Genomic DNA, 270 nt, shown 5'->3' with positions numbered 1-270 from the left:
GGTAACCATTGATAAGGTGAAGTTGTCAAAAAGCCATTGAGTGTTGACTGAGTAACTTGCTCTAGCCTTCTTCTTTGTACGTCAAACACCCAAAGTGTCGCTGAGTTTACCTGCTCAAGTACAAAGCTCAAAAAACGACTATTCGCAGACCATTGCACATCTCTGATTTCCCCTTGAGGTAAATTATTTAGGTTAAGGACAGAACCCGAAATGACATGTTTTATCTCAATATCGGCATAGCGTTTTTGGTCAATACGTGAAAAGTTAAAT

The 270-nt window shown here is 39.3% G+C and carries 1 pseudogene; it reads right to left on the bottom strand.

Annotated features, from left to right (window positions below):
* Positions 1–270, bottom strand: a pseudogene (locus CWB62_RS18735) (S9 family peptidase); the annotation flags it as partial.

This window comes from Pseudoalteromonas sp. S408 (assembly GCF_005886645.1).
Lineage (GTDB): Bacteria > Pseudomonadota > Gammaproteobacteria > Enterobacterales > Alteromonadaceae > Pseudoalteromonas.
Note: the sequence above shows the minus strand (reverse complement) of the source record. Positions and strands in the feature narration are given on the sequence as shown.